Raw genomic sequence first — 18,029 nt, 5'->3', positions numbered from 1 at the left:
TGTGAGTAAAATGTTAGAAAGTAAGTTACCCCTTTTGTGGTTGTTAAGGATAATTAAAGAAAACGAGAACTTGAGTGGCTTGCTGGAGCTTCATAAGATAGTCTATAAATTGCAGAGCGAGAGAGGAGTTAGGTTCGGTTACGACTTCGTGAAGTATTCTTTCGGCCCCTACTCTAAAGACTTAGAGAATGACCTAACGCTATTGGCTCAAGTAGGGCTAATTGTAGTGGAGAATAAAGAGAAAGAAACGCGAGTAAGACTAAGTAGTAAGGGTCTAGCCCTACTATCTTCTCTAGATAACGCACGTAGTAGTAATGCTATGAAATAATATTTAAGGGAACTTGCTGAGAATTGCTAGTCGTTTATGGGCTTGTAACTCATATCTTATTGTTGTTCTGTTCTCAGCTAGTTTTCTTAAGTAGTTAAGGCGTACCTCCTTAATACTTCGTAAAGTCTCTCAGGATTTTTCGTGTAGAATCTAAGCTTAACAGATGTTTTGCTACTGGAAGTCTGAATCAGGTCTACGTACATTCTTTTCGTGTTGTACTCTACTCTATATTGGTCAGTTTTTAGAGGGAATTTCAAAGTGATTCCGGCCCCCACGATCCCCTTATCGTAGACCTCATATTCTGAGACGACTTGCACGAAAGATTTGACAGCTCTCCTCCCAGCTAGATTCATGATTTGAACGAGGCCATAAGGCACTTCATAGCCTATCAGATATGCTAAAAACCTATGTTCGGTTGCTTCTATAGCTAGTGTTCTGATGAAGTCGAAATACCACCAGTACCATATCATAAATACTGGGAATATCGCTAGATTGAGTAGCGAGACTTTAAGCATAGGCTTCAGCTCAGAAACTAGTTCTGTGTCCTTGCCTTGAAGTTCTAATACGTCATTTCTTGATGCTTTGAAGAGTAGTCTGCCAGTCTTAACCTCGCTCGGTGATATACCGCTACCTATTCTCGACTTTCTTACACTCCAGCTAGTGAAGAGTATCGCTACTATGAAGAACACTATGAAGGTGTACTGATAGTATTGAGGGTAGAACACGTTTATTATGGCTAGACTGAGGATAAGTACTTGAGAGTATACGAGCGAGAAAACTAGTTGTTTCTTACTTTGGTAGTATGCCACTGCACTCACCCTAAGGAAACTTAATTACGTGGTAATAAATTACTATGTTAGGTTGAGTGAGGTGAATAGGTTAGGACTGATTGCTTTGCTAGATAAGATGGTTTCACAGTCTGAGATTATTGAGAGGTCTGGTGTGAAGTACGTGCTCAAAAGCTTCACAGGAGAGAAGTCGTCATTCAAGTGGTTTCCTCTAAGCACTTTCTTAAGTTTTGTTTACCCCTTCACGTACGACCCTGCCGAGAGGCTGGAGAGAGAACTTGCTTTCTTCAGTAAGGAATGGAGATTCTTTAAGACACCTAAGATAGTTGAAGTTGATAAAGAGAACCATAAAATATTGCGTGAGTACGTGGAGGGCAGGATGCTAGATATAGACATTGATGCAAATAACTTAGGTAGAGTTTTAGGAGAGATCCATAGAGAAGGGTGGGCTTTAGGAGACGTCAAACTAACTAATTTTCTGGTAGGCACTAACGACTTAATTTACGTTATAGACGCGGAACAGGCACTATCTGAGGCAGAACCTCCGCACATGGGTTGGGACTTGTATCTAGTCCTCTTAATAGCTAGTTACATGTATATAAAATCGCCTAACATGTTCGAGGAGTTTCTTAAGGATTTCTTATCTGGTCATGATAGCGTATGCGATTGCAGAAAGGTTTATGAAGTATTTAATACGCCAAAACTCCAAGGCTTCCTGATCTTACTTCCTCCATCACATCTTCTTAAGCTGGCTAAGGTACTCTAAAAACTTGGTTGTTTGAAGCCTCGTGTAGCTGTTTCGGGTTTCTTGAAGGCTTGCAAGAGTTGATACTTTATTGTGGGTTGAGCCTGCCTACAATGTGAGTAAGTAGTGAAGACTTGGGCGGGCAGGACATTCAACGCCAGGATGTGGGGTCCCCCACAGCAATGAACTCAGTAAGGGGCTGTGAGTCGAGGTCGTCTCGAGGTCTGTGAAGCCAAGGATAAATAACAAACAACATGAAACCCAAACCCCTTTAACCAGGCATTCCATAGCTTATGAATTAGTTTAGACCACCACAAAAACATAAAAACAGCCTACTCCTTGATTATTTAGTCTCGCGCCAGATCTTGGGCGCGTTAATCCTATCCTGCGTAGTACTGGACTCGAGATATATCATCAATTACTGATAATACGTTGGGTGCTTCTGTTTAAGTCTCTCACCCCATACGTCAGGTATGTTGTTGATATATTCTCCTAGTTAATTGAATTCATCAACTATACTATCCTCCTGAGACTTGATGAGAGGTGTTTAAATATTACCTATGAACTTTAAACCAGTTTAGGTGTTAACAGAATCTTTTTTAATTCTAATTAAAGTATTATAGGGTGATGAGATTACCTACGTATGCCTCAACCACCACGAAATTAGTGAGTGCTTCTAATGCGCGATTTCGTGTCAGTATAGTAACGAGTAGGTGTAAGGAATGCGGTATATGTATAGGTGTTTGCCCTACTAAAGTCTTAGTGAGAGGTAGCAAATATAATGAGTATGGTTTCAGATATCCTCTCCCAGCAAATATCGAGAAATGTATTGGTTGCAGACTCTGCGAATATAGTTGTCCCGACTTCGCAGTTTTTGTGGAGGTTCTCAGGAAATGAAAAAATCCTTTATTTCAGGTAATATAGCTATAGCTGAAGGCGCTATAACTGCTGGCATGAGATTTTACGCTGGTTATCCAATAACACCTGCTTCCGAGATTATGGAGTACCTGGCTGAGAAGCTGTCTAGAATTGGGGGAGTAACTATGCAGTTTGAAGATGAGATCGCATCAATAAATGCCGCAATAGGCGCATCATGGGCCGGAGTTAAGTCTATGACAGCTACGTCAGGTCCTGGATTCTCACTCATGCTTGAGGCGCTGGGTCTCGCCGTAATAACTGAGACGCCTGTAGTCATTGCGGACATCATGAGAGCGGGACCCTCTACGGGGGTCCCTACAAAGACTTCTCAGAGTGACGTCATGCAAGTGAGATACGGCGCTCACGGAGATTACGTGATTCCGGTTCTCGCGCCATGGTCTGCACAGGAGGCTTATGACCTAACTATAAAAGCGTTCAACATAGCTGAGTCTCTGAGAACTCCAGTAATATTGCTCTCAGACGCTGTAATCGCGCATTTATGGGAGTCTGTACTCATTTCAGAGCCTGATGAAATAGAGATAATCAACAGGAAAAAGCCTAGTGTTCCGCCAGACACATACTTACCTTACAAGCCAGACGATGACTTAGTACCGCCTATGGCGACTTTTGGCGAAGGTTATAGCGTATTAGTTGAGTCATTAGTACATGATGAGAGAGGTTTTTACAGGCAAGATAAAGCAACATATCGTAGTCTCATCAACAGGATTACCAACAAGATTTTAAATAAGGTTGACTCAATATTTGAGATAGAAGCTTATTATAGCGACGACTATAAATACCTCTTAGTTTCATTTGGGTCTACAGCCAGATCAGCATTAGCAGCTGTTAGGATCCTTAGGAAGTCAGGCATCAAGGCTGGCTTACTTAGACTCAAGACTTTATGGCCTCTTAAACTTGAAACTCTTAAGAAGTACTGTGACAAGGCTGAGAAAGTATTTGTTGTAGAGAATAATACGGGTAAGTTATTATATGACGTCGAGAGAGTAGCTGAAGATAATAAGGTCATTCCTCTATCGTTGTTAGATTTAGAAATACCTGAGCCAAAAGATATTGTAGAGGGTGTTAAGAAGTGGTTGTGAGTGACGTAGAGAACTCCCACCCACTGGACCGGTACTTAAGGACTACGAGACTACCGCATATATGGTGTCCCGGATGCGGGATTGGAATAGCTTTAGGAGGCGTGATGAGAGCAATAGATAAGAGAATTAAAGAGGGTACTCTTAAAAAAGAGAACGTAGTCTTCGTCACAGGCATCGGTTGCTCCGCAAGAACTTCCTTCTACGTCAATTTTGACGCTGCGCACACCCTACACGGTAGAGCCATAGCTTTTGCCACGGGCGCTAAGCTAGCAAAGCCCGAACTAGAAGTGATAGTTATCGGGGGCGACGGCGACATAGCCGGTATAGGAGGTAATCACTTACTCCATGCCGCTAAGAGAAACATGGACTTGATAGTCGTAATGATAACTAACTTTGTTTATGCAATGACTGGAGGTCAAGTAGCTCCTACAACACCGCTCGGTCTATACACTACCACGACCCCCCACGGGAACCCTGAACCACCTTTAAATGTAATCAGAGTAGTCTCCTCTCTTAACGCTAACTACGTAGCTAGGGCTTCAGTTACGCATCCCATACTAGTAGAGCAGTACGTGTATAAAGCTCTAGGTATGAGAGGCTTTAGGTTTATAGAAATACTTTCAACATGTCCTGAAGTGTTCGGTAGACACATAGGTATAAGAGACCCCCTCACTCTATATAACTCTCTAAAGAGTAAGATAGTTGTTAAGCAATCACCCAGCGTTGATGAGTCAGACCCTGATTGGGAGAAAGGCTTAGTTGTAGGAGAGTATTTAATTCGTGATAATCCAAGTTATTTAGACAGGGTTAAGGGGATATCGAAATGAAAGTAGAGATGCTCATCGTTGGTAGAGGAGGTCAGGGAATTCTATTACTTGGTCGCGTGATAGGAGTTGCAGCATCCAAATATGCTGGTCTATACGTAACTAGTGTGGAAGCATACGCTTCCGAAACTAGAGGAGGGGAGTCACGCGTAGACCTAGTAATATCTGACAACCCTGAAGAAATAGATTATGTGAGAGTATTAAATGCTGACATAGCACTCTTCATGTACCCCTACAACCTAACGAAATATTCAGAAATTTTGAAAGAGAATGCCTACGTATTCATTAACTCTTCATTCGGTGAGGAACACCCCTACAAAACTCAAAAAGTTTTCTTAAAACCATATAACGAGATAGCTGAGAAAAACGTAGGAACTTCTAGAGTGGCTAATATAGTGGCTCTAGGACATCTAATAGCTAAAACAGGAGTGCAGAAAGTTGAGCATGTAGAGAAAGCGTTAAAAGAAATTATTTCTGAGAACCTACATGAGATAAATATTAAAGCTTTGAAGACTGGCCTCACACTAGATTAGATTTTCGTAATTATCGGGAACTCCTCATAAAAATATATTTATGTAATGAACTTATTTACTCATTAAATCAAATACTATTTTGAAGAACTGAGGACTAGCAACAGGGTGACAACAGTGACGCTAAGCAGCACTAACGGAGCAAGATGCCCTACTTGCGGCAAACCTATGACCTACTACGGGGAGGTCGAATTGAGTAATGGGTATAAGGTAGCTAGGTACGTCATTAAGTGTAGAGCCTGTGGCTATAGAGAGGTACTACAAGAAGTCACACTTAAGAAGAGAGAAGACGGGATTGCTGTTGAGGTAGTTAAACTACCAAAGATTAAAGAAAACAGAAACACCTCCAAGCACGCGAGAGGGATTTAAGAATTAAAATATTTTGATTTTTGTAACTACACTACCAGTACTTGAGAGCACCAGCTTTCTTGAATTCGCCTAAGTTGAGGTTATTAAGGCAACTCTAATATCGTTATCTTCAGGTATTATCAAGAGCATCCCATTATTAAAACTCACGTTAATCTCCTCAATCCTCTGAGAATTAACGTAGTTAAGTAAATTCCTGGCGAGAACACTCATTATAAGCGATATCTTAGCTACTATTTCAGGATCCACAACTTTCGTAGGGGCGTTGACTATCACGTCGGCTACACGACCCTTACTATCCACCTTCATCACTAGACCGAACCTATCAACAACTTCCTCAGGAGTCTCTTTTTCTTCGTGTACGAACTCGCTAACTTCATTCTTACTTGACACACTATATGTCAAGTAACTCCCTAAAACATCTAGAGCACTTCATTACCTTATAAAGAGTCAGGCATTTTGCCAGCTTCATCACGACAAATGCGACATACATTGATTGCTGTTAAGGCACTCAGGAAACCTAGAGAAATATGTAATTACGCTAATCCCCTAAAGTAATTATTTCCTTAAGTATCTTCTTAAAACTCATCGGAGGTGAGGTTGGTTTATGGAACTCTATTATCACGTGCTTTACTTCTGGCAGTCCCTCACGGATTCTCTCGCTTAATTCTCTCCTTATGCTATCTACCTCCTCCACGCTAGTAGTTTCTGAAACCTCAACCTGCAAGACAATAAGGTACTCGTCAGGACCTATAAATAAGGACTTCACGTCATTAACGTCAACTATTCTAGGATCTGACAAAACAATCTTGACTGCCCTACCAACCACGTTTCTGGGTGCTGACTTACCTACTAGAACCTCAAAATACCTGTAACTAAGGAGGGCAGAAGACGAGAGTAAGATAGCTGAAACTATTAGAGCTCCCACCCCGTCAATCCAGGGATTGCCGGTAGTTAGTGATATGAGGGCCGCGAGTTCACCAACCGAGTCAGAGAGGTTCTCGACTAGCGCGCCCCTGGATGCAGGGTCTTTCGGCATCTTCCTAAGCTCTATTAAACTCCAAGAAAGCACTGCCAGGTCCAGTATAAACGCGAGCGTAAGAGATGTGACGGAAAGCGTGGAAGAAGACACTTCCTCCATTAAGATAAGTTGCTGGACGCCGGAAGTAGACGTTATTGCGAAGAGAAACCCTCCTAGAATAGCTGACGTTATTAAACCGAAAACATATATAGCTCTACCAAAGCCAAAGGGATACCTTGCAGAAGGGCTTTTCTTACTTATAGAGAGCCCAAAAACTAAAAGTCCTGAGCCTATAGTATCGCCTAGAGAGTGAAGAAACTCTGCATTGACAGCTACTGAGGTAGCGTTAAGTGCACTAGCTAATTTCAGCATAAGTGATGCCAGATTAAGAGTGAAAGAGGCATGGACCGCTCTCATAAACTCAAACACCTATTCTCTGAATACAGTTTCGGCACCAACAAATATGAATGTAACCATTAATTAAGCTTATTCTAGATACCATAAATCCTCAACAGGGCCCTCAAAACCGTATTCTCTAGCTAGCTCAAAAGCCCTCTTGAGTTCCTCAGTACTAACACGCCTCCTTATCTCACCCCACTTATCAGGCTGTCTAACAACTAAGTACTCAGGCCTATACTGATCCATTATATTAGTTAAGGCCCTTCTAACACTTTCTGAGATCCACTTAAGCACATTCCTAGTGCAGCACTCCACATGGTTAGGTAGTACTAGGTGTCTTATTATGACATCACCCGAGTCATGAGCTATTTTTATGTTCCTGGACGCTACTTCAAAATAGTTCTTGACTATAGAGTATTTGAGAGCGCAAGAATCGTTACCATATTTGAGGTCTGGCAACCATATGTCTATTACGTCTCTCACGAGTTCCATAGCCACACTACTTAAGTACATATTACTATTCCATAATTGAGGAGTCCTAATATCTAGATACTTAAGTGACTTCAGTATAGCCGGTATGTTTGGAGTAGGATCTCCGCCCACATGGTTTATGTTTATAGCGCCGTTTAACGCAAGCCACTTTTGAATATCTGCTAATTCTTCAGGAGTTTTTTCTTCTGAGGGCAGTCCTTCTCGCTGACTTATACTCCAGTTCTGGCAGTACACACACCTGAAGTTGCAACCTACATAGAATATAGTGCCTGAAGGAACTAAGGGGGCCTCCTCCCCCATGTGATGAAAGAATGTGTCGACGTACGCGTTAAGTCCTGTAACTCTACAGTATCCCATCCTACCCTCACTCCTTAAAGCACTACACTTCCACTCACAGAGTCTGCACGGGCTTGCAAGCCTATCAGCTAATTCTATCTTCAAGTCCAGAAATGAAGGTCTCTCAACCACCTTATTCCTCACATACTTCCAAGAGTCTTTAGACTCCTTAACCTCATTCCATAACTCATCAAAAACTCTCTGCAGTCTTGAATGCTCCTTCAATAATTCATCAATACTCAACATGGTTAATTCATCTTTCTTGAAATCTATTGATATACTCTTAACTATCAAGTACTTAGGAGGCGATGCCCCCCGCATCACAGAATAATACCATGAGAGCCTTTCTCTAACTTTATCGCTTCTCCAAACTCTTACCGAGTCAGGTCTTACAAACTCGACGTATCTCAAATACTCCCTCATATGAGACCAACAAGAATATTTTTTCAAGACTTATAAGACGCTACAAGCACCACACTAAAATTGCCGAGATAGTGCGTGAAAGCTTAAAAACTACCTATACAGGCGAGCCCTCGACTCACGAATTAGTAAGAATATTTGAGGACTGTTTCCTTTTTGATGCTCGTTTGGGTTGTTTGCGTGGTTTGTAAGGTTTTTAAGCTTCAAAAACTTGAGTGGCTAATAGTGCTCTCAGGGTTCTGAGAACCGTAGAGCTATGAACCGCGGGCAACTGTAGGGGGCCTCTGCGGTGAGGGGCTCTGAAGAGACCGTTGAGAAGTAGATGGCTAGGAGGCCAAACATAAAAAGCAAGAAAGCCTATGAATAGCCACCTACTGAGAAACAGTCACTCTAACCCCTTCATACTGTATGCTGGTTTTGAAGACGTGTGGAGTGACTAGTTTTAGTACGTTAGTCAATACGTTTATGTTGTCTGGGAGTGTCAAAGCTATTGAAGCTCCTCCACCACCACCGCCTGTCAGTTTAGATCCTAGAGCACCGGCTACTCTAGCAGTATATACTACTTCATTGAGCCTTCTTGAGGAGACTCCTAGAGCTTCTAAGAGACCGTGATTTATGTTCATCAAGGTACCTACTTCTTGCAGGTTGCCTTCAGCCAACGCTTTCTCCGCTTCTAGTGTTGTCTTGCCTATGTGCTCTAGTATACCATTAATCAGGTCGGGATGCTTCTCTCTCAAATTCCTTACCAACATAACCATATCTTTAGTGCTTTTTTCTCTTTCTACGTAGGCCACGACTAGAGGTAATTCGTTACTCACTTTTAGCGGGACCCTATATACAGTACTTCCCTCAAACCATATCTTGAGGACTCCCCCAAACGTAGCTATCGAGGTATCCATGGGTGACGCAATGCCTTGTACGCTCTTCTCGACTTCCCATCCAAGTTTCGCTATCTCATCCTTGCTTAACTCATAACCTAAGCAAGTACTGTAAGCGGCTATCGTAGCTACTGACACCGCAGCCGAAGTTCCTAGTCCAGCACCTACAGGCATCTCAGACCTTACTTCTAGGCTTACCCCCTTCCTAACACCTAAGTACTCAGAAGTTAACTCAATTGATCTGTTTAGGTATCCTATGGCTGAGAGAGTTTTCCCGTAATCAGTCGTTATTTGAATTTCGCCGTTACTTATAGATACTATCACACCTGAAGTCCTTAAGTCCTGAGCGTTTATTCTGATCTTGTCATCTTCACGTAACTCTGCACTGACATAGATCCGCTTATCTATAGAGGCTACTATGGCTGGATACCCGTAGACAACGGCGTGCTCGCCGAAGAGCGTGACCTTGCCTGGCGCAGAAGCTACCACCCTCTTCAACTAAACACCCATAAGCATCTCGAATAGGGGATTTAATTGTTTAACACTCTAGTTAGCGAGGAGCTCAACTTTTAATTCCCACACGCTTCTATTATTCACGGTGTGACTTAATGCTACCTCCGCACCTAAGTGTAGACTTCCGCAAAGCCGAAGACGTCATCACTAACTTCATCAGAGCTAGAGTTAAGGAAGCAGGTGCTTCAGGAGTTGTTATAGGTCTTTCAGGAGGGGGAGATTCCTCAGTATGTGTCGCTCTTTCTGTCAAGGCCTTAGGAGCTTCATCAGTTAAGGCTATTCACATGCCTGAAGCAGAAAGCAATCCCATCTCAACTCTAATAGCTAATAAAGTAGCTGGTAATTTGGGGCTAGAACTAGAAGTCATAAATATAACTGATGTAGTCAGTGCTTTTCTCAAATCTTTGGGGATGAGCTACGAGTCTTCTAACAAGCTAGTTAGGGGTAATATAAAAGCTAGGAGTAGGATGGTCGTACTCTACGCTATAGCTAATAAAGAAAACATGTTGGTAGTTGGTACTAGCGACCGCTCAGAGTTCTTGATAGGTTTCTTTACTAAGTGGGGTGATGGAGCCGGTGACTTACACCCCATAATAGGACTATATAAAACTCAAGTAAGAGAATTTGCTAAGTATCTCAACTTACCTACTGAGGTAATCTCTAGACCCCCATCACCTGATTTATGGCCTGGACACACGGCTGAGGGAGAACTAGGCTTAACTTACGATGAAATAGATGAAGTGCTTTACAGGCTGTTTGATGAGAGGCGTGAACCTCATGAGATACCCAGGATTTCCGGAGTTCCTAAAGAATCTGTAGATAAAGTGATAAAACTCTATGAGAAGACTAAACATAAGAGAGTTTTTGTAGACGGACCTTTCTACTCATTCAAAGATCTCGCTCAAAGATAGCTAACTAAAACGTAGACAACTACTTCTTGAATTATTTTAGCGACAGACAAGCCTAAAATTCTTAATAATAATTCCGCCGCTAATTAATGTGGTTGATGAGAATTGAGGTATGATGTTGTTGTTCTTGGTGGTGGTCCTGCAGGGTATGTTGCAGCTATAACAGCTCTTCAGAGAGGACTTAAAGTAGCTCTAATAGAGAGAAAGTATTTAGGCGGTGAATGCAGTAACTGGGGTTGTATACCCTCTAAAGCCTTAATCGAGCTAGGAAACGCTGTAGGACTCGCCAAGTCTCTGAGTAAGTACGGCGTGTCCTTAAGTGTGGGGAGTGTTGACAGAAGTAAAGTACTGAAGCATGTTTCTAGAGCTGTAATTAAGGCTAGAGAGGGGGTCAAGTATCTTCTCAGCGGCGCTGAAATCATTCAAGGATATGGCAGGCTTAAAGACCCGCATACAGTCAAAGTAGAAGGCGAAACAAACACAGAGCTGGAAGCTACTAACATAATAGTTGCTACCGGAACAGAACCTAGGAGTGTACCTACCTTCAGTTTTGATGGTGAGAAAATAATTCATAACAGGCATTTCTTCGAACTAGATTCATTACCTAATTCTATACTCATAGTAGGTGCTGGCGCCATAGGATGCGAGATTTCCGAGGCACTAGCTCAGTTAGGTACAGAAGTCCACCTAGTAGAGATAATGGATAAGATACTGCCTGAAGTAGATCAAGACGTAAGTGACGTGATCCATAAGTACTTGCTGAAATCTGGTGTTAAGATATACACGTCTTCTCAGGCGCAGTTCGGGGGTTACGTTAATGACGAGGTGCTGGTTAGGATAGTAAGTAAAGGAGGGACTACAGAAGTTAAAGTAGAGAAGGTTCTTATAGCAGCTGGGAGAAGCTATAACACCTCAAACATGGGCTTAAACGAGGTCGGCGTAGAGTTAGATAATAAGGGCGCTATAATAGTTAATGACTTCATGAGAACCACGGTTCCCAGTGTCTACGCGGCAGGAGACGTGACGGGGCCTCCTCTCCTAGCGCATAAAGCTTTTAGGGAGGGCTTAATTGCGGCAGAAGCTATTGTGGGGGTAGAGGAGCCTCTCCCGAGAGGTCCTGTACCTATGGTGATATATACACATCCAGAGATAGGGTTTGTTGGTCTGAACGAGTCGCAAGCTTCTAAGGCCGGCATAGACTATAAAGTCTCTAAGTTTCCTTACGTGGCCTTAGGCAGGGACTCAGCTTCTGTCAGAGCTACCCCAGAAGGTTTCGCTAAACTAATCGTGGAGAAAAACACGGGCAAGATTTTAGGGGCTGCTGTAGTAGGCAATGGCGCTGCTGACGTAATACATTTATTCACTCTAGCGGTTAGCCATCGGTTAAGCGTTAATGAGTTAAGGAAGACTATAATCTCACACCCAACCTACTCAGAAGTCTTTAGCGAGATAGTATCAGAGGCTTCAGGAAAACCCTTGCACGCACCTAAACACTTATGATGAGAGGCAACCTATTCAAGACCTCGGCTTTACTCTTCCTTACAACAACAAGGTTTTCTAACCTGATGCCGAACCTATTGTGTATGTAGATACCCGGCTCAACAGTCACTACCATACCCTCAACTAGAGTATCTTCTATTCCTTGAGCTAGCCTAGGTCTTTCGTGTATTTCAAGCCCGACTCCATGACCTAGCGAGTGTATGAAGTAGTTTTCTAGCCCGTGCCTTCTGAGAACTTCTCTCGCGGCAGAGTCTGGCTCGCTCGACTTAACACCCTCTCTAATAGTGTCAGTAGCAACATTCAGCGCATCACCAACCGCTTCTAAAGCTTTCTTAGCTTCCTCATTAGCTCCCGGAACTAGAGTTCTGGTAGTATCTGAGCAGTAATTCATGAATCTAGCGCCGAAATCAAAAACCACAACATCATCTCTACTTACTTTCTTGTTAGTTGGGTAGGCATGAGGGTACGCTGAGTTAGGTCCTGAAGCAACTATAGTTTCAAAGGCTACCCCGTCAGCACCGCTTAATCTCATATAACTGTCTAGTTTGGCAGCAACCTCCTTCTCACTTAATTCTCTTACTCCCTCATTAAGCAACTTATTAAAACTACTCTCGGAAATCCTTAAAGCCTGATTAATCAACTCTATTTCTTCAGGTTCTTTAATAGATCTCTGCATACTTATCTGCGAACTTATGTCTTCTACTGATGCGTGATTTCTCAACCTCTCACTAACTTCTCTAGCTAGTGGTGTTGAGTGGCTTAAGTCAAGCCCTACCCTGCCATACCTAGAGTCACTCAAATATTTAATTATCCAGTCAGAGAGCTTCCCCTTAACTAGCTTAGGAAATCCAGGTAATTCGTACGTTGTGTACGGGATTACCTCAATACTCTCTCCCACCTCGTCAGTCAATCTCCAGAAGTCTAGTGCTGGAGTAAGAATCTTAGGAGTTCCTCCCTTCTCATACAGTATGAAGCTCCCACTAGGTCTCGGCACACTAACATAGTAAAACACATTCCACTCGTAAGTTATCAATACTGCATCTAGATTAAGTTCATCAACTATTTTAACAAGCTTACTCAGCCTCATGAGGAGACCCTACCTAAAATTATAGGAAACTTATTAAACTATAACTCAGTATGGAGTGCTTAACTTACTTACACGTAAAAAATATTGTTGCAGATTAGCAATTTTTTTAAGGTTCAGCACACTATATTCTTGGGTGCTTGTCTTGGTTAGAAGAACGAGAGTAGTTATAGTTGGTGCGGGAGGAAGAGACTTCCATAATTTTAACGTGGTATTCAGAGATAATCCTGATTACGAGGTAGTAGCCTTCACAGCAGCTCAGATACCTGGTGTAGAGAGGAGGAGATATCCTGCTGAACTAGCAGGGTCTCTATACCCTGACGGAATACCTATAGTCCCAGAAAGTAAGTTGGGTGAGATAATCAGAGAATTCCACGTAGATGAGGTCGTACTGTCCTACAGTGACTTAAGATACGAAGACGTTGGGAGGATAGCGTCTATAGCTTTATCTAACGGAGCTAGCTTCAAGCTACTCTCCCCCAGAGAAACCATGTTAGCATCTCATAAGCCCGTAATAGCAGTTACCGCAGTGAGAACTGGTGCTGGTAAGTCTACAGTTTCTAGAGCAGTGGTTAGGGAGTTAATGAGCAGAGGTATTAAACCTGTGCCCGTCAGGCATCCCATGGCTTACGGAGACTTAAGAGAGATGTCCGTACAAGTGTTCAGGAGTTATGACGACCTGGTGAAGTGGAAAGTAACTATAGAAGAGAGGGAAGAGTACGAACAATACATAAGGCTAGGACTTCCTGTGCTCGCCGGGGTAGATTACGGCAAAGTACTAACAGTCGCTGAAAGCATGGGTGACGTTATATTGTGGGACGGGGGAAACAACGACTTCCCCTTCTACAAGTTCAACTACATGATAACAGTGGCTGACGCTATGAGGCCAGGACAGGAGATTGGTTCTTACCCTGGCGAGGTAAATACCAGGATGGCCAACGCCGTAATAATCAATAAAGTCAGTCAAGCTCCCAAAGATTCTGTAAGTAAAGTAGTCAGTAACGTTAAGAACGTCAACCCACGCGCAAAGATATGCTTAGCTGACATGGAGGTGGTGCTCCCAGAACCTGACTTAGTGAGAGGCAAGAGAGTATTAGTAATAGAAGATTCACCAACAGTTACTCATGGCGGAGTACCTTATGGTGCAGGATACGTTGCTGCTAAGAAATACGGCGCCTCAGAAATAATTGACCCAAGACCCTACGCTGTAGGAATTCTTAAGAAGCTGTATGCGGAATACCCACACATGAAAGAAGTCCTGCCATCCACAGGCTATACACCCGAACAACTAAGAGATTTAGAAGAAACTATAAATAGAACACCTGCAGACGTAGTAGTGTTAGGAACACCTGCAGACATCACTATGTTACTAAAGATAAATAAGCCTATAGTGAAGGCTACTTGGGAACTTAAAATACTAGAAGGTCCTTCAATAAAGGAGTTAATAGATGAGTTTTTAGAGAATCTCTAAGGAATTAATGGTAGCGAGTTATAACTTATCTTTCACGTCAAGCTTAACTCAGTCTTTGTTCAATCAACTCAATCACTTTAAGTGCTCTTAGAGTGTCTTGAAGTGTTGGAGCATCTGGAGACTTATGACCCTCTACAGACCTTATAAAATCTCTTAATTCTGCTTTAAGAGGCTCCTCACCCTCAACTCTCTGCACGTAACTACCGCTAACTCCCTTAACGAGAAGGGTATAATCAGTGAAAGAGACTTCATAGTATGTATCTTCAGTGACTACCTCGACATTACGAACCTTAACCGGGAGAGTGCCGTCAGTTATTAAGTAAGCTACTACATCATCTAGCAATAGCTTGGCGTGAACTTCTTGAGGTACTCCATCTTCTCTCTTAAATCCTAACACACTCACTAGCTCTGTCTTCTCGGGATTAACTAGATTAAGTGCTAAGTCTATATCGTGAATCATTAAGTCTAAAACTACTGAGAAGTTCCTCCTATGTGGCGGTCTAGCAGATAACCTCTTAAAAATCAAGTATTTTATTCTGCCTTTAAGGACTTTCTTGAGGGCCTTGACTCCCGGGTCATACCTAACTATGAAGCCTGGCTGAGCTACAAGCGAGAAAGACTCAGATATCTTAATTAGCTCAGTCACCTCTTCTGACTTTACTGAGACAGGTTTCTCTATAAATACGTGCAATCCTAAACTCAAGGCTTCTCTAGCTACATGAAATAACTCACTGATAGGGACTGATATCGCTACAGCCTCCGCACCTAACTCTGCAAGATCTCTAACATTCCTTACGTAAGCGCTGATATTGTACGTGCTAGCGACTTCAAGAGCTCTGCTCACGTCTAAGTCAGCTACGCCAACTATCTTAACTAAGTCCTCCTTCTCTAAATCTTTAAGTACCCTCACTATATTCCTTCCCCAAACACCAACGCCTACAACACCAACCTTAACACTACCCAATCTCCACACCACAGGCTACTTCAGCATCCTATTTAGTAGACTTAAGTAATTATTATAAACTGCCTCCAACACATCTTCAGAACTCAATTTCTTTATTGTCGCAATCTCATTTATTAAGGCTGGTATTAAGTCAGGCTCTAGTCTGAGCCCCCTGTACTCATAAGGTCCATCAGACTCTGTCAGCATGATGTCTAGGGGGGCCTGCTTGACTACTTCCCTCATCTTAGGTTGTCTTAGTAAGGATACGTTCACACCTATGAAGTACCCCAGCTCTCTAATATCTCTCAAGTATTCTAAAGGACCAGTATACCAGTGAAGTACTGCGGCCTTAACAGGAGTCTTAGACAATACTTCAAGTACTTCCTTCCAAGCTCCCGCGGCGTGAAGAAGCAACACCTTATTACCGCTCGACGCTCGAGAAACAAACTCCTTAAAAATTTTCAGCTGTAAGTCGAAAGTCTCAGGAGTGAATTTCTTATCTAGCCCTACCTCACCCACGAAACCAACACTATCTATTAACTCCATCACTTTAGCTAGCTCGTCAGCCGCTACTTTATCAGCATTCCACGGGTGAACTCCTACAGCAGCTCTCACGTTAGAACATTCCCTCTCAAGCGATAAGTTAATTAACGATGAATGCAGATCTTCAGAGACAGCGACTAACTCCATATCGTCTTTCCCACATAAATCAAGGATCTTCTCTCTTGTGTAGTCGTTGAGATGTATATGTGAATCAACATACTTCCTTCTCATACACGTTGCCCTCACTCACCTTAATACACCTGTACTCTAAACCAAAATCACTTAATAGTTTTCGGGCCGTCGGGGTTAAAGATTGCGCTACTATGATTCCCCTAACATTGCTTACGCCCAGGCTTGTGTAGTATTCCACATACCTCCTCAGCTGAAAAACCGCTTCCACATCAGCTACGTCTCTTTTGATCTCGACTAGTATTAATGTGTTGTCTCTCCCTCGGAGAACTAGGTCTATACGTCCGTGAGGTGTTGGCACCTCTCTGGAAACAAGTTCGGCTTTCTCATCGATTATTTTTGGGTTATTTGCTAGGAACTCGATCACGTCTTTCTCAGTCCCTGACATGATGAACTTGCCTGTCCCTAACTTAGCTATGAGTGCCTCACACTCACCCCTCAACCTAATCACTAGCTCTTCACGCGGTCTCAACCTTAAGGCCCTAATGATTAGAGTGTCCTCCTTGAGTTCCGTCGTCACGTATGAGTTAGGTTGCCAGTTGATAGGTTCTCTACCTACTGATTCATGTATTAGTACCGTCCCGTCTTCCTTAATTATTATGAGTCTCCATGAGTTGCTAGCCCTAGAAGAAGCCCTCCCAGTATAATCTACCTCACACTCTCCAATTATTAGTATCGTTGCGTGCCTAAACCACTTCCTCACTAGCTGGTGGAGTTCATCAAATTTTATGCTTCCTCTGTAATATATCTTCTCTCCCACCCACAACACCAACAATTAAATCTGTGACTTCCTGAAGGCTTAACTCAGGTAATGTAGCTGAAGCCGCCTCCGCATGACCCCCGAACCTCCCCTTACCCAACTTAGCTATGTCTCTACATAATTTAAGCGCTTTATCATCTAAGGTTCTCACAGTAACTACTACCTTGTTCTCCTCACTCCTCACCAAAACTATATCAGATTTATACATTCTGGCTAGTTCTGTAGTCCCAACACCCAGCAAACCAGCGAAAATCCTGGACTCAGGCAACGAGAGCGTAGAGATCTTCACTACGTTCCTGTAGGATATCGAGTTCTCACTCATTATCTTAAGTAGCCGGCTTAAGACAAACTTAGCTGTCTTATACCTCCTACTAACTATGTCGTCAGACTCTACACTCCTATTTTTCATGAGCAGAGCAAGCAAGTAGTTCATGAAGTCGTAATCTCCCGGGTCTCTAGCAATAGATAATTTTATGATGTCAGCCAACTTAGTCACTTCAGCAGATGAGGCTTCACCACCTTCACACACGTCCGCCACATCAACCAATAACTTCTCGTAAGGGTTAGGAGAGATTTTAAGTGAGGTGATCATTAATCTAGGGCATGACTGTGCCTTCTCGCACACTACCTTCACGTTCTTAAGCAGGTTGTTGGCGGTGATTTGGTTAATGAACTCTAGAGAGCTTACATGATGATCTATAATCGTAATTTTCCTTAGGTTGCTCCCAACTCTGAGTATCTCTTTAACTAGTTCACTACTGAGTGCTAGGTCTAGAAGAACTACCTCATCAACTCCTTCACGATATCCCCTCAAAAAGTCTAAGTTAGCTCTCCAAGGCTGAGTAAAAATGACCGATATATTTGAGGGCCACATATCTTTCATGAAGTGCTTTATGTAGAGGTAGGCAGAGATTACCCCATCACAGTCCCCATGAGTTATTACTATACTACCAGCCAATCCACATCACTATTA

General features: G+C 42.7%; 20 protein-coding genes. 10 read left to right on the top strand and 10 right to left on the bottom strand.

Annotated elements, in window-relative coordinates:
* Position 1: 1 nt before the first annotated feature.
* Positions 2 to 328, top strand: coding sequence for a hypothetical protein (locus tag QXL29_02935; GenBank protein MEM2283550.1), 327 nt, complete (start codon positions 2 to 4; stop codon positions 326 to 328).
* 86 nt (positions 329 to 414) lie between these two features.
* On the opposite strand, the gene QXL29_02930 is transcribed toward QXL29_02935, so the two are convergent.
* Positions 415 to 1,137 (bottom strand): DUF2208 family protein, encoded by a 723-nt coding sequence (locus QXL29_02930; protein ID MEM2283549.1) that lies wholly within the window; start codon positions 1,135 to 1,137, stop codon positions 415 to 417.
* 52 nt (positions 1,138 to 1,189) lie between these two features.
* Between QXL29_02930 and QXL29_02925 the strand changes: the two genes are divergently transcribed.
* The 6 genes from QXL29_02925 to QXL29_02900 all read left to right on the top strand — a co-directional run bounded on the left by QXL29_02925 (position 1,190) and on the right by QXL29_02900 (position 5,602).
* Positions 1,190 to 1,882 carry a hypothetical protein gene (locus QXL29_02925; protein MEM2283548.1) on the top strand — a complete coding sequence of 231 codons (693 nt, stop codon included), beginning with the start codon at positions 1,190 to 1,192 and terminating at the stop codon, positions 1,880 to 1,882.
* Between the two features lie 606 nt (positions 1,883 to 2,488).
* Positions 2,489 to 2,758, top strand: coding sequence for a 4Fe-4S binding protein (locus QXL29_02920; GenBank protein MEM2283547.1), 270 nt, complete (start codon positions 2,489 to 2,491; stop codon positions 2,756 to 2,758).
* Positions 2,755 to 3,879: a 2-oxoacid:acceptor oxidoreductase subunit alpha gene (locus tag QXL29_02915; GenBank protein MEM2283546.1), complete on the top strand. Its 1,125-nt coding sequence runs from the start codon at positions 2,755 to 2,757 to the stop codon at positions 3,877 to 3,879. Before QXL29_02920 ends, QXL29_02915 begins: the two co-directional genes overlap by 4 nt.
* The gene (locus QXL29_02910; protein MEM2283545.1) at positions 3,870 to 4,706 is read left to right on the top strand and encodes a thiamine pyrophosphate-dependent enzyme; all 837 of its coding nucleotides are present in this window, start codon (positions 3,870 to 3,872) and stop codon (positions 4,704 to 4,706) included. The genes QXL29_02915 and QXL29_02910 overlap by 10 nt, the downstream gene beginning before the upstream one ends.
* Positions 4,703 to 5,236: a 2-oxoacid:acceptor oxidoreductase family protein gene (locus QXL29_02905; protein MEM2283544.1), complete on the top strand. Its 534-nt coding sequence runs from the start codon at positions 4,703 to 4,705 to the stop codon at positions 5,234 to 5,236. The genes QXL29_02910 and QXL29_02905 overlap by 4 nt, the downstream gene beginning before the upstream one ends.
* Before the next feature lie 114 nt (positions 5,237 to 5,350).
* Complete coding sequence (locus QXL29_02900; protein MEM2283543.1) at positions 5,351 to 5,602, top strand: hypothetical protein; 252 nt, start codon at positions 5,351 to 5,353, stop codon at positions 5,600 to 5,602.
* Between the two features lie 69 nt (positions 5,603 to 5,671).
* Here the strand turns inward: QXL29_02900 and QXL29_02895 are convergent, their stop codons facing one another.
* From QXL29_02895 to mvk, 4 genes are all read right to left on the bottom strand, one after another.
* Positions 5,672 to 5,992, bottom strand: a complete 321-nt coding sequence (locus QXL29_02895; protein MEM2283542.1) for a hypothetical protein — start codon at positions 5,990 to 5,992, stop codon at positions 5,672 to 5,674.
* A 148-nt stretch (positions 5,993 to 6,140) separates the two neighbouring features.
* The gene (locus QXL29_02890) at positions 6,141 to 7,037 is read right to left on the bottom strand and encodes a cation diffusion facilitator family transporter (GenBank protein MEM2283541.1); all 897 of its coding nucleotides are present in this window, start codon (positions 7,035 to 7,037) and stop codon (positions 6,141 to 6,143) included.
* A gap of 69 nt (positions 7,038 to 7,106) precedes the next feature.
* The gene (locus QXL29_02885) at positions 7,107 to 8,270 is read right to left on the bottom strand and encodes a radical SAM protein (protein ID MEM2283540.1); all 1,164 of its coding nucleotides are present in this window, start codon (positions 8,268 to 8,270) and stop codon (positions 7,107 to 7,109) included.
* A 368-nt stretch (positions 8,271 to 8,638) separates the two neighbouring features.
* A complete protein-coding gene (gene mvk, locus QXL29_02880) occupies positions 8,639 to 9,634 on the bottom strand; it encodes a mevalonate kinase (protein ID MEM2283539.1) in 996 nt (331 codons plus the stop codon).
* Between the two features lie 119 nt (positions 9,635 to 9,753).
* Between mvk and QXL29_02875 the strand changes: the two genes are divergently transcribed.
* Both QXL29_02875 and lpdA read left to right on the top strand, forming a co-directional pair.
* On the top strand, positions 9,754 to 10,569 hold the full coding sequence (locus QXL29_02875; protein MEM2283538.1) for an NAD+ synthase: 816 nt from the start codon (positions 9,754 to 9,756) through the stop codon (positions 10,567 to 10,569).
* Between the two features lie 102 nt (positions 10,570 to 10,671).
* Positions 10,672 to 12,066 (top strand): dihydrolipoyl dehydrogenase, encoded by a 1,395-nt coding sequence (lpdA, locus tag QXL29_02870; GenBank protein ID MEM2283537.1) that lies wholly within the window; start codon positions 10,672 to 10,674, stop codon positions 12,064 to 12,066.
* Here the strand turns inward: lpdA and QXL29_02865 are convergent.
* Positions 12,053 to 13,153: an aminopeptidase P family protein gene (locus QXL29_02865; GenBank protein ID MEM2283536.1), complete on the bottom strand. Its 1,101-nt coding sequence runs from the start codon at positions 13,151 to 13,153 to the stop codon at positions 12,053 to 12,055. The two genes, lpdA and QXL29_02865, sit on opposite strands and share 14 nt — an antisense overlap.
* Before the next feature lie 142 nt (positions 13,154 to 13,295).
* Between QXL29_02865 and QXL29_02860 the strand changes: the two genes are divergently transcribed.
* Positions 13,296 to 14,621 carry a cyclic 2,3-diphosphoglycerate synthase gene (locus QXL29_02860; protein ID MEM2283535.1) on the top strand — a complete coding sequence of 442 codons (1,326 nt, stop codon included), beginning with the start codon at positions 13,296 to 13,298 and terminating at the stop codon, positions 14,619 to 14,621.
* 43 nt (positions 14,622 to 14,664) lie between these two features.
* On the opposite strand, the gene QXL29_02855 is transcribed toward QXL29_02860, so the two are convergent.
* The 4 genes from QXL29_02855 to QXL29_02840 are packed head-to-tail and all read right to left on the bottom strand — an operon-like array spanning position 14,665 to position 18,014.
* A complete protein-coding gene (locus QXL29_02855; GenBank protein MEM2283534.1) occupies positions 14,665 to 15,585 on the bottom strand; it encodes a Gfo/Idh/MocA family oxidoreductase in 921 nt (306 codons plus the stop codon).
* Between the two features lie 15 nt (positions 15,586 to 15,600).
* Complete coding sequence (locus QXL29_02850; GenBank protein MEM2283533.1) at positions 15,601 to 16,353, bottom strand: TatD family hydrolase; 753 nt, start codon at positions 16,351 to 16,353, stop codon at positions 15,601 to 15,603.
* Positions 16,319 to 17,056 (bottom strand): endonuclease NucS, encoded by a 738-nt coding sequence (locus QXL29_02845; protein MEM2283532.1) that lies wholly within the window; start codon positions 17,054 to 17,056, stop codon positions 16,319 to 16,321. The genes QXL29_02850 and QXL29_02845 overlap by 35 nt, the downstream gene beginning before the upstream one ends.
* On the bottom strand, positions 17,016 to 18,014 hold the full coding sequence (locus QXL29_02840) for a hypothetical protein (GenBank protein MEM2283531.1): 999 nt from the start codon (positions 18,012 to 18,014) through the stop codon (positions 17,016 to 17,018). Before QXL29_02840 ends, QXL29_02845 begins: the two co-directional genes overlap by 41 nt.
* Between the last annotated feature and the right edge of the window lie 15 nt (positions 18,015 to 18,029).

Source organism: Zestosphaera sp., assembly GCA_038843015.1.
In the GTDB taxonomy this organism is placed as follows: domain Archaea; phylum Thermoproteota; class Thermoprotei_A; order Sulfolobales; family NBVN01; genus Zestomicrobium.
This window is presented reverse-complemented; position numbering and strand designations above follow the sequence as displayed.